The following is an 11,421-nucleotide window of genomic DNA, read 5'->3' as shown; positions in this document are numbered from 1 at the left end:
GCGGCGCGCGGCGTCTCCGTCCCCGTCTCCGTGCCGGCGCTGCGCTACAAGGTGCTCGTCGCGCTGGCACGGTTCGCCGCGCCGCGCCTCGCCGCGCGGGTCGGCGAACGCGGGCGCTGAGACCGCGTCGCACGCGTCATCGCCGAAGCGGATGCCGCGACCGCCGTGCACGAGGGTCGCGGCATCCCGATAACCTGAACACATGACGCATACGGGCAATCCATTCGGACAGGTGCTCGTCGCGCTCGTCACCCCCATGACGGCCGACGGCGAGGTCGACTGGCCCGCCGTCGAGAAGCACATCGACTCGTGTCTCACCGCCGGCGCCGACGGCATCGTCGTCACCGGCACCACGGGCGAGACCTCGACGCTCACCGACGCCGAGAAGATCCGGCTCGTCGAGGTCGGCAAGGATGTCGCGGCAGGACGCGCGAAGATCATCACGGGCGGCGGCTCGAACGAGACCGCCCACGCGATCGAGCTGTACAAGGCCAGCGAGAAGGCCGGCGCCGACGGCATCATGATCGTCACGCCGTACTACAACAAGCCGACCCAGGCCGGCATCCTCACCCACTTCCGGCTCGTGGCCGACGCGACCGACCTCCCGGTGATCCTGTACGACATCCCGGGCCGCACCGGAGTGCCGATCCGCTACGAGACGATCCTGCGCCTCGCCAAGCATCCGAACATCCTCGCGATCAAAGACGCGAAGGGCGACTTCAGCGAAGTGAGCCGCGTGCTCAACCAGACCGATCTGCTGTACTTCTCGGGCGATGACGCGAACGTGCTGCCGCACCTCGCGATCGGTGCGACCGGCCTCATCGGCGTCACCGCGAACATCGCCGCGCAGCCGTACCGCGTGATCGTCGACGCCGTCAACCGCGGCGACCTCACGGCCGCGACCGCCGCCCACATGCAGCTCGAGCCGCTGGTGCGCGCCGTCATGACCCACGTCCCCGGCACCGTGTCGGCCAAGTACATCCTCCACGGCCTCGGCCGCATCGGCAGCCCGCGCGTGCGCCTGCCGCTGGTGGGCCCCGAGGAGTGGGAGGCCGCCAAGATCGAAGACGAGCTCGCCCTCGTCGCCGACGTGCCGGGCGCGGACTTCTCCAACTTCCGTCCCGATCGCAACGCCGCTGCCGGCGGAGCACTTCCGAAGGTCTCGGGTACCACGCGATGAGCATCCCCACCACCCCATTCGACCCGCCCGAGCTCGAGGCCGGCACGCTGCGGGTGGTCCCGCTCGGTGGCCTCGGCGAGGTCGGCCGCAACATGACCGTGTTCGAGTACGGCGGAAAGCTGCTGGTCGTCGACTGCGGCGTGCTGTTCCCCGAAGAGCATCAGCCCGGGGTCGACCTGATCCTGCCGGACTTCGAGCCGATCAAAGGCCGCCTCGACGACATCGTCGGCGTCGTGCTCACGCACGGCCACGAAGACCACATCGGCGCGGTGCCCTACCTGCTGAAGCTGAAGGGCGACATCCCGATCATCGGGTCGGGGCTGACGCTCGCCCTCACCGAGGCGAAGCTCAAAGAGCACCGCATCAAGCCCTACAGCCTTACGGTCACCGAAGGTCAGCGCGAGAACCTCGGCCCGTTCGAGCTCGAGTTCATCGCCGTCAACCACTCCATCCCCGACGCGCTCGCCGTCGCCGTGCGCACGCCCGCCGGCCTGGTGCTCGCGACCGGCGACTTCAAGATGGACCAGCTGCCGCTGGACGGCCGGCTCACCGATCTGCGGGCGTTCGCCCGCCTGGGCGAGGAGGGCGTCGACCTGTTCCTCGTCGACTCGACGAACGCGGACGTGCCGGGCTTCACGCCGCTCGAGCGCTCGATCGGTCCCGTCCTCGACCAGGTGATCGGCCAGGCGCCGCGTCGCGTGATCGTGGCGAGCTTCTCGAGCCACGTGCACCGGGTTCAGCAGGTGCTGGATGCCGCAGCCGCCCACGGGCGTCGCGTCGCGCTCCTCGGCCGCAGCATGGTGCGCAACATGACGATCGCCGAGGAGCTCGGGTATCTGCACGTGCCCGAGGATGTGCTGATCGACTACAAGAAAGCGCGTGACCTGCCCGACGACCGGATCGTCTACATGTCGACCGGTTCCCAGGGCGAGCCGATGGCCGTGCTCAGCCGCATGGCGAACCTCGACCACGCGATCGAGCCCGGACAGGGCGACACCGTGATCCTCGCGTCGAGCCTCATCCCCGGCAACGAGAACGCCGTGTACCGCGTCATCGACGGACTCACCAAGCTCGGCGCGAACGTCGTCCACAAGGGCAACGCCAAGGTGCACGTGTCTGGCCACGCCGCGGCGGGCGAGCTGCTGTACTGCTACAACCTCCTGAAGCCGAAGAACGTGCTGCCCGTGCACGGCGAGTACCGGCACCTCATGGCGAACGCGCGACTCGCGCAAGACACCGGAATCGCGCCCGAGCGCACGCTCCTTGCCGAGAACGGCACGGTCATCGATCTCAAGGACGGCGAGGCGAGAGCCGTCGGGCAGCTCGACCTCGGGTTCGTGTACGTCGACGGCTCGACGGTGGGCGAGATCACGGATGCCGACCTCAAGGACCGCCGGATCCTCGGCGAAGAGGGCTTCATCTCGGTGATCGTGGTGGTCGACGCGTCGACCGGCAAGGTCATCTCGGGGCCCGAGATCCATGCGCGAGGGTTCGCGGAGGACTCGGCGGTGTTCGAAGACGTCAAGCCGAAGATCGCCGCGGCGCTCGCCGAGGCCGCGAAGTCGGGCGTGCGGGACTCTCACGCGCTCTCGCAGATCGTGCGCCGCACGATCGGGCGCTGGGTGAACCAGTCGCTGCGTCGCCGGCCGATGATCGTGCCCCTCGTCATCGAGGCGTGACACCGCGCTCGTAGACTCCCCGCCTTCCGCCTCCGCCCCGCAGGCCGACGGCGCCGCCGTGGCGGCGCACGGCCACGACACGAGGTGATCGCGGGGTCGGAGCACAGCTGTTGCTCGCGGATCGATGCGCCAGGGCGACGCGGGGTTCGTCGAAGAAGACCTCAACGGCGAGCCGGTCGGGCCGAGACACGATGGTCAAGCGCCTGCGCCGAGCGGACTCGCGGTTGCGGGGCGGATTCGCGGTCGCTGGCCTGCCGAAGCGCCGCGTGCTTGCGGGCAAAAGTCGGGGGAGGGGCATACCGTGGAGGGATGGCCAGGAGCACCAGCCCGACCAAGGGATCGAGCGCGTCCGCGCGCGCGTCCGGCGCCGGCGGGGCCGGGACGTCGTCGTCTCGTGCCCGCAAGCCCGCCCCCGCGCCCAAGAAGTACGTGAACGAACCTGACAAGCCGCCCGTCATCGTGCGTGCGTGGCTGGGTCTCGCCCACGCGACGGGCGGACTCTTCCGCGCGTTCGGCCCCGAGACACTCGAGAAGGAGCAGCGGCGCGACGGCTTCCCGTTCCTGCTCGTCATGCTCGCGATCGCGGGCGCCGTGAACGAGTGGTTCTTCATCGGCAGCGATGTCGCGGCGACCATCAGCGCCTATTCGGTCGGCGGTCTGCTCGGGCGCGAGGCATTCGTGCTCCCGGTGCTGCTGCTGCTCCTCGCCGGCTGGATGTTCCGCCACCCGTCGTCGGTGCACGACAACGGCCGCGTCGGCATCGGCTTCGCCGTGATCATCCTGACCATCGCCGGGTTCTGCCACGTCGCGGGCGGCCGCCCGCAGCCGAGCGAAGGTCTTCCGGCGCTCAGTGAAGCCGGCGGCCTCTTCGGCTGGATGCTCGGCGAGCCGCTCGCCCTCGTCCTCACCGATGTCGGCGCCTACATCGCGCTGTCGCTGCTGGCCGTGCTCGGCATCCTGATCCTCACCAAGACGCCCCCCAACCGCATCGGCAGGCGGCTCGGCGAGCTGTACGCGTGGATGTTCGGCGCCGAGCCCGCCGAAGCGAAGACGACGACGGATGCCGCAGCCGCGGATGACGACGGCGACCCGTCGCTGCCCTGGTGGCGCCGCAACAGGACCGGTCGCGAGAAGGATCCCGAGGGCATCGGGTCACAGGATCTGACCGAGCTGCTCGCCCCGGGCTCGGTGAGCGGGGGCTTCGAACAGGCGATCGCGCCGCCCGTGGCACCGCCGCCCGTGGTCCCGGCCGACGCGTTGACCGAGGTCATCGATCCGGCCGTGCTCTCGGCCGCCAAGGCGGCGACGTCCTCGCGCACGTCGCTGCGCGGCGACACCGACACCGGCCCCGTCGAGGACGACGGTGTGCTCCCGGGCCTCGACGGCATCGGCTCGACGACGTCGGCCGATTCCTCGGCGCCGTACCGTCTGCCGTCGGTCCACGCGCTGGCGGCCGGAACGCCCCACGTGGCGCGCTCGCAGGCCAACGACGACACGGTCCGCGCCATCACGAGCGTGCTCGATCAGTTCTCTGTCGACGCGCGCGTCACCGGCTTCTCACGCGGCCCGACCGTCACCCAGTACGAGATCGCCCTCGGGCCGGGCGTCAAGGTCGAGCGCATCACGGCGCTCACGAACAACATCGCGTACGCGGTGGCGTCCAACGAGGTGCGCATCCTCGCGCCGATCCCGGGCAAGAGCGCCATCGGCGTCGAGATCCCCAACGCCGACCGCGAGATCGTGACGCTCGGCGATGTGCTGCGCTCCACCGCGGCCGCGAACCAGACGCACCCCATGACGATCGGCGTCGGCAAGGACGTCGGCGGCGGCTACGTCGTGGCGAACCTGGCGAAGATGCCCCACCTCCTGGTGGCCGGATCCACCGGCTCGGGCAAGTCGAGCTTCGTGAACTCGATGATCACGAGCCTGCTGATGCGGGCGAAGCCGGCCGATGTGCGGATGGTCCTCATCGATCCCAAGCGCGTCGAGCTGACGTCGTACGCCGGCGTCCCGCATCTGATCACGCCCATCATCACGAACCCCAAGAAGGCCGCCGAGGCGCTGCAGTGGGTCGTGAAAGAGATGGACATGCGCTACGACGACCTCGCGTCGTTCGGCTTCCGTCACATCGACGACTTCAACAAGGCGGTCGTCGCGGGCGAGATCACGCTGCCGCCGGGCAGCGAGCGCGTTCTCAAGCCGTACCCGTACCTCCTCGTCGTCGTCGACGAACTCGCCGACCTCATGATGGTGGCACCCCGCGACGTCGAGGACTCCATCGTCCGCATCACACAGCTCGCCCGGGCCAGCGGCATCCACCTCGTCCTGGCCACGCAGCGTCCGTCGGTCGACGTCGTCACGGGCCTCATCAAGGCGAACGTGCCGTCGCGCCTGGCATTCGCGGTGACGAGCGTCACCGACTCGCGCGTCATCCTCGACCAGCCGGGCGCCGATCGCCTGATCGGCCAGGGCGACGCCCTGTTCCTCCCGATGGGCGCCTCCAAGACGCTGCGCGTACAGGGCGCCTGGGTGAGCGAGCAGGAGATCGAGACCGTCGTCAAGCACGTCACGACCCAGGCGCGTCCCGAATACCGCAACGACGTCGCCGCGGTGGCCGAGAAGAAAGAGATCGACGCCGACATCGGCGACGACCTCGAGCTGCTGCTCGCCGCGGCAGAGCTGGTGGTCTCGACGCAGTTCGGCTCGACCTCGATGCTGCAGCGCAAGCTGCGCGTCGGCTTCGCCAAGGCCGGCCGCCTCATGGACCTGCTGGAGTCGCGCGAGATCGTCGGCCCCTCCGAGGGTTCGAAGGCTCGCGACGTGCTCGTCACGGTCGAACAGCTGCCGGGCGTGCTGGCCCGGCTGCGCGGCGACGACGTGCCGGACGCGGCGCGCGCGGCGACGGCCGCAGATCCGTACGGGACGGATGCCGTCGCCTCGCAGTACGACGGCTCGCCGGTGGTCGACGGTGACGACGGCTCCGAGGACGCGTGGGGGCTGACCGGCCGGGACTGACCCCGGTCCGCGGCGCACCCGGCCGATAGGCTCGGGGAATGGCGATCCCGCGGCAGCTGCCCAATGCGATCACGATCGTGCGCATCCTGTGCGCGCCGGTGTTCCTGTTCCTGCTCCTCGCAGACGGCGGGGCCGACGGACCGCTACGGTGGTGGGCGGCGGCGCTGTTCATCGTCGCGATCGCGACGGACGGGCTCGACGGGTACCTCGCGCGCAGGTACGAGATCGTCACCGACCTCGGCAAGCTGCTCGACCCCATCGCCGACAAGGTGCTGACCGGCGTTGCGTTCATCGGGCTCTCGATCCTCGGAGAGCTGCCGTGGTGGGTCACCGTCGTGGTGCTCGTGCGAGAGATCGGCATCACGGTCTATCGCTTCGTCGTGGTCAGCGACCACGTGCTCGCAGCGGCGTGGATGGGCAAGCTCAAGACGGTCGCACAGGCGGTCGCGCTTTCGCTCGCGCTGCTTCCGCTGTGGAACGTCGTCGGCGAGTGGATCTGGTGGGTCAACGGAGTCGTCATGGCGATTGCGGTGGTGCTCACCATCGCCAGTGGCATCGACTACGTGATTTCCGAGACGCGGGCAGCGCGGGTGAGGCGCGCCGGGAAGTGACCCGCGACCGCGGGGAGCGGCATCCAGCGGTCTTTTCGCCGCACGCGGAGGCCGTGCTCGCGGCGCTCGCGCGGCGCGGCTGGTCTGTCGGCACGGCGGAGTCCCTCACGGCCGGGCTGGTCGTGGCGACCCTGGTCGATGTGCCGGGGGCGTCGCTGAGCGTGCGGGGCGGCATCGCCGCGTACGCCACCGGAGTGAAGTCGGCCGTGCTCGGAGTCGACCCCGAGCTGCTGCACCGCGTCGGCGCGGTGGACGAGGAGGTGGCGCGGCAGATGGCCGGCGGTGCGCGACGCGTGCTCGAGGTCGACGTCGCGATCGCGACGACCGGAGTCGCCGGGCCCGACCCCCAGGATGGGCAGGCCGTCGGAACCGTCTTCATCGCGATCGCGACCCCCGAGCGCGAGGTCGTCGAGCGGCTGGCGCTCGGCGGTACGCGTCGCGACATCCGCGTGGCGACCGTCGAGGCCGCTCTCCGGCTGTGCGCGAGCGCTCTGCAGAACGGATGACGGACGTCGGGAACAGACGGTGTTTCGTCTCGGTTACATTCGGTGATTCCCACCCATTGCTCAGCGCACGGGGTTAGATTGGCATCAACCGGTGATGTACTGTTGTCCACCCGGACACGCGGAATCTGAAGTGAGGAGGGGGCCCGCCATGATCCTGGTTCGTCAAGAGATCGGCGAAGTGCTTCGTGATTTCCGCCAGCAGAAGGGTCGCACCCTCCGGCAGGTCGCGAGCCGCGCCAGTGTCGCGCTCGGCTATCTGAGTGAGGTCGAGCGCGGTCAGAAAGAGGCCTCCAGCGAGATCCTCGCCTCGGTGGCCGAAGCGCTGGATGTTCCCATCTCGACCATCATGCGCGAGGTGGGAGACCGCATCTCGGTGATCGAGGGACTGCAGACGTTCCCCGATGTGGTTCCCGACGACCTCATGGCGTCGGTCGACGCCGAGCTCTCGCTGCACTGACGCGGACCACGCCGAGCCGTCCTCGCCCTTCGACACAGCTCAGGAATCGTCACGCTATGCGCCGCAGTGAATTCATCCGCGCCGTCGACGACGAGTTCGGGGCCCGCGCGAACGCGATCGTGACCGATCTCGTGCTGTCGCAAGTCGGTGACCGCACGGCAGCCGAGGCGATCGCGGCCGGCGTGCCGCTACGCGACGTGTGGGTTGCGCTGTGCGAGGAGCTCGACGTCCCGGTGGCGCGCCGGTACGGCGTCGGCCGTCTCGAGCCGCGGTCGCGCTGACGCGGCGTTGCGGCCGCTTCCTGCGGCGTGTCGCTCGCCCCTCGATACGGCTCATACCTCCCCTCCTCAGGAACCGGATCGTCGCCGCTTCGCGGCGTGTCATCGAAGAAGTGTTCGAGATCCGCGTAGGCTCCTCCACAGCAGGAGTCGAGGACGCGTCTGTCCACGGAAGCGGGGGGAGCGAAGACGGATGTCGGAGCCCACTCGTAACGTGATCCACGTCGAACGACACCTCACGCCTTGTCGCAGCATCCGTCCCACCCGGGGCGGAGCGCGACAGCCTACAGGCGACGGAACGCGAGCATAAGGAGCACGCCATGCCCTCAGCAGTTGACCGCGAGAAGGCCCTCGAATCGGCCCTCGCCCAGATCGACCGGCAGTTCGGAAAGGGCTCGGTCATGCGGCTGGGCAGCGATGAGCGTGCGCCTGTCGAAGTCGTGCCCACCGGCTCGATCGCGCTGGACGTCGCCCTCGGAATCGGCGGTCTGCCCCGCGGCCGCATCATCGAGATCTACGGTCCGGAGTCGTCGGGTAAGACGACGCTGACGCTTCACGCCATCGCCAACGTGCAGCGCGCGGGGGGCATCGCCGCGTTCATCGACGCGGAGCACGCGCTCGACCCCGACTACGCGCAGAAGCTCGGCGTCGACATCGACTCCCTCCTGGTGTCGCAGCCCGACACGGGTGAGCAGGCGCTCGAGATCGCCGACATGCTCGTGCGCTCGGGCGCCATCGACCTCGTCGTCATCGACTCGGTCGCCGCGCTGGTGCCGAAGGCCGAGATCGAGGGCGAGATGGGCGACTCCCACGTCGGCCTGCAGGCGCGCCTCATGTCGCAGGCTCTGCGCAAGCTCACCGGTGGCCTCAACCAGACCAACACCACGATGATCTTCATCAACCAGCTGCGCGAGAAGATCGGCGTGTTCTTCGGCTCGCCCGAGACCACCGCCGGCGGCAAGGCGCTCAAGTTCTACGCGTCGGTGCGCCTCGACATCCGCCGCATCGAGACGCTGAAAGACGGGACCGACGCCGTCGGAAACCGTACGCGCGTCAAGGTCGTGAAGAACAAGATGGCGCCGCCGTTCAAGCAGGCCGAGTTCGACATCCTGTACGGCGTCGGCATCTCGCGCGAGGGCAGCCTCATCGACTTCGGCGTGGAGCACGGCATCGTCAAGAAGTCGGGCGCCTGGTACACCTACGATGGCGAGCAGCTCGGTCAGGGCAAAGAGAACGCGCGCAACTTCCTCATCAAGAACGAGGACGTCGCAGCCGAGATCGAGTCGAAGATCAAGACGAAGCTCGGCATCGGCGTTCCCAAGGGGGCCGTCTCCGCTCCTGCCGAAGACGAGCTGGCGGCCCGCCGGCCCGCCTGATGGTCCGTTTCAGCGACACTGGCGGCGACGGGGGCGAGCAGCACGACTCGCTCGCCCCCGTGATCCCGCTGTTCGGTGCCCAGAGCGGCGAACAGCGACGCCTCCACCCGGGCACGTCCACCACCGGCACGGTGGCATGGAATGCGACGTCGGCCGATGATCCGGAGGGCGACGATGGGCTCGACGACGGATCCGTCGGCCGCCCGCGCGACGGCGCAGGCGGCGGAATCGGGCACGAGTCCGCCGAAGACCTCAGGAATCGAGCCGAGAAGAGCTTGCTGAAGAAGCTCCGCACGCGGTCCCTCTCGGTTTTGGAGGCGCGTGCCGTCGTGGCCGAGCTCAGCCTCGATCCCGAGACGGTGGAGGTACTGCTCCAGGCGTTCCTCGACCGGGGCTACCTCGACGACGCCGCGCTCGCGGAGCAGCTGGTGCACGCGGGCGTCGATCGCAAGGGCCAGGGGCGACGCGTCATCGCCCAGACGCTCGCCAAGCGAGGGGTGCCGCGGGATGTCGCAGAGGCAGCACTCGCGGCCCTTCCCGACGACGACGCAGACCGCGCCCTGGAGTACGCCCGATCGAAGGCGGGCGCGATGCGCGATCTCGACCGCGACGCGGCTTTGCGGCGTCTGAGCGGTCAGCTCGCGCGTCGCGGCTACGGCGGGTCGGTGGCGTTCGACGCCGCGCGCCGCGCGCTCGACGAGCAGGGCTCCGTGTCGCGCGTCCGCTTCCGCTGACGCCCGGCGCACCGACGTCGTCGCCCGTGCTCCCAGGGCGGCTCGTAGAATGGCCCATCATGTCTTCTCCTTCCGCTTCTCCGACTCTCATCGCGTCGTCGCCCGCCGCGCTCGGCGTCGACGGCCACGCGCGCACCTACGAGGTGCGGACGTTCGGCTGCCAGATGAACGTCCACGACTCCGAGCGGCTGTCGGGGTCCCTCGAGAGTGCCGGCTACATCCGCGCCGAGGCGGGCGAAGAAGCCGACATCGTCGTCATCAACACGTGCGCGGTGCGCGACAACGCCGCAGGCAAGCTCTACGGCACGCTCGGGCACCTGAAGTCGCGCAAAGACAAGCGCGACGGCATGCAGATCGCCGTCGGCGGATGCCTCGCGCAAATGGACAAGCAGGCGGTCCTCGAGAAGGCGCCGTGGGTCGACGTCGTCTTCGGCACGCACAACATGGGTTCGCTGCCCAGCCTGCTCGAGCGGGCACGTCACAACGGTGAGGCCGAGTTCGAGATCCTCGAGTCGCTCGAGGTGTTCCCCTCGACGCTGCCCACCAAGCGCGACAGCATCTACAGCGGGTGGGTGTCGATCTCGGTCGGATGCAACAACACCTGCACGTTCTGCATCGTGCCGAGTCTGCGTGGCAAAGAGAAGGACCGTCGCCCCGGCGACATCCTGAACGAGATCCGCCTGCTCGTCGACGACGGTGCGATGGAGGTGACGCTGCTCGGTCAGAACGTGAACTCCTACGGCGTCGAGTTCGGCGACCGCCAGGCGTTCGGCAAGCTGCTGCGCGCGGCCGGCGAGATCACGGGGCTCGAACGCATCCGCTTCACGAGCCCGCACCCCGCGGCGTTCACCGACGACGTGATCGACGCGATGGCCGAGACGCCCGCCGTCATGCCGCAGCTGCACATGCCGCTGCAGTCCGGGAGCGACCGCATCCTGCGGGCCATGCGCCGGTCGTACCGCAGCGAGCGTTTTCTCGGCATCCTCGATCGGGTGCGAGCGAAGATCCCGAACGCGGCGATCTCGACCGACATCATCGTCGGCTTCCCCGGCGAGACCGACGCGGACTTCGAAGACACGCTGCGGGTGGTCGAGCAGGCGCGCTTCGCGAGCGCCTTCACGTTCCAGTACTCCATCCGCGAGGGCACTCCGGCGGCCACCATGCCCGACCAGGTGCCGAAGGCGGTCGTGCAGGAGCGCTACGAGAGGCTCGTCGCCCTTCAGGAGCGCATCTCGCTCGAAGAGAACCAGAAGCAGCTCGGCCGCGAGCTCCAGGTGCTCGTCTCGACGGGCGAGGGCAAGAAGGATGCCGAGACCCACCGACTGACAGGGCGCGCCGAAGACAACCGGCTCGTGCACTTCGAGGTGCCCGCCGGCTCCGACGTTCCGCGCCCGGGCGACGTCGCGTCGGTCGTGGTGACGCACGCGGCGCCGTTCCACCTCCTCGCGGATGCACCCGACGGCGCGCCGCTGCGCATTCGCCGCACGCGGTCCGGTGACGCGTGGGACCGCTCGCTGGCGGAGTCGTGCGCGGTCCCCGCACCCGCGGAGCCGGGGGCGCCTCGCGCGGTCTCGCTGGGCCTGCC

The 11,421-nt window shown here is 69.4% G+C and carries 10 protein-coding genes; all 10 read left to right on the top strand.

The genetic code is table 11. The features are described 5' to 3' along the window. The first annotated feature begins 202 nt into the window (after positions 1-202). Entirely contained in the window at positions 203-1,180 is a 978-nt protein-coding gene (gene dapA / locus EIO58_RS06400) for a 4-hydroxy-tetrahydrodipicolinate synthase (RefSeq protein WP_127818818.1), read from the top strand. Next, the gene (locus EIO58_RS06395; protein WP_127818817.1) at positions 1,177-2,859 is read left to right on the top strand and encodes a ribonuclease J; all 1,683 of its coding nucleotides are present in this window, start codon (positions 1,177-1,179) and stop codon (positions 2,857-2,859) included. Before dapA ends, EIO58_RS06395 begins: the two co-directional genes overlap by 4 nt. 309 nt (positions 2,860-3,168) lie before the next feature. Further along, on the top strand, positions 3,169-5,874 hold the full coding sequence (locus tag EIO58_RS06390; RefSeq protein ID WP_127818816.1) for an FtsK/SpoIIIE family DNA translocase: 2,706 nt from the start codon (positions 3,169-3,171) through the stop codon (positions 5,872-5,874). Positions 5,875-5,912: 38 nt separating this feature from the next. Further along, a complete protein-coding gene (gene pgsA, locus EIO58_RS06385; protein WP_127818815.1) occupies positions 5,913-6,485 on the top strand; it encodes a CDP-diacylglycerol--glycerol-3-phosphate 3-phosphatidyltransferase in 573 nt (190 codons plus the stop codon). After that, positions 6,482-6,991 (top strand): CinA family protein, encoded by a 510-nt coding sequence (locus tag EIO58_RS06380; protein WP_127818814.1) that lies wholly within the window; start codon positions 6,482-6,484, stop codon positions 6,989-6,991. The genes pgsA and EIO58_RS06380 overlap by 4 nt, the downstream gene beginning before the upstream one ends. A 148-nt stretch (positions 6,992-7,139) precedes the next feature. Next, positions 7,140-7,448, top strand: a complete 309-nt coding sequence (locus EIO58_RS06375) for a helix-turn-helix domain-containing protein (protein ID WP_127818813.1) — start codon at positions 7,140-7,142, stop codon at positions 7,446-7,448. A 56-nt stretch (positions 7,449-7,504) separates the two neighbouring features. Beyond that, positions 7,505-7,729: a DUF3046 domain-containing protein gene (locus EIO58_RS06370; RefSeq protein ID WP_127818812.1), complete on the top strand. Its 225-nt coding sequence runs from the start codon at positions 7,505-7,507 to the stop codon at positions 7,727-7,729. 317 nt (positions 7,730-8,046) lie between these two features. After that, complete coding sequence (gene recA / locus EIO58_RS06365) at positions 8,047-9,102, top strand: recombinase RecA (RefSeq protein ID WP_127818811.1); 1,056 nt, start codon at positions 8,047-8,049, stop codon at positions 9,100-9,102. Further along, on the top strand, positions 9,102-9,836 hold the full coding sequence (locus EIO58_RS06360) for a regulatory protein RecX (RefSeq protein WP_127818810.1): 735 nt from the start codon (positions 9,102-9,104) through the stop codon (positions 9,834-9,836). Before recA ends, EIO58_RS06360 begins: the two co-directional genes overlap by 1 nt. Positions 9,837-9,895: 59 nt before the next feature. Further along, positions 9,896-11,421: tRNA (N6-isopentenyl adenosine(37)-C2)-methylthiotransferase MiaB (gene miaB, locus EIO58_RS06355; RefSeq protein ID WP_127818809.1), on the top strand; the 1,526-nt coding region annotated here is incomplete at its 3' end.

The organism is Microbacterium sp. CPCC 204701 (genome assembly GCF_004010105.1).
Lineage (GTDB): Bacteria > Actinomycetota > Actinomycetes > Actinomycetales > Microbacteriaceae > Microbacterium.
Note: the sequence above shows the minus strand (reverse complement) of the source record. Positions and strands in the feature narration are given on the sequence as shown.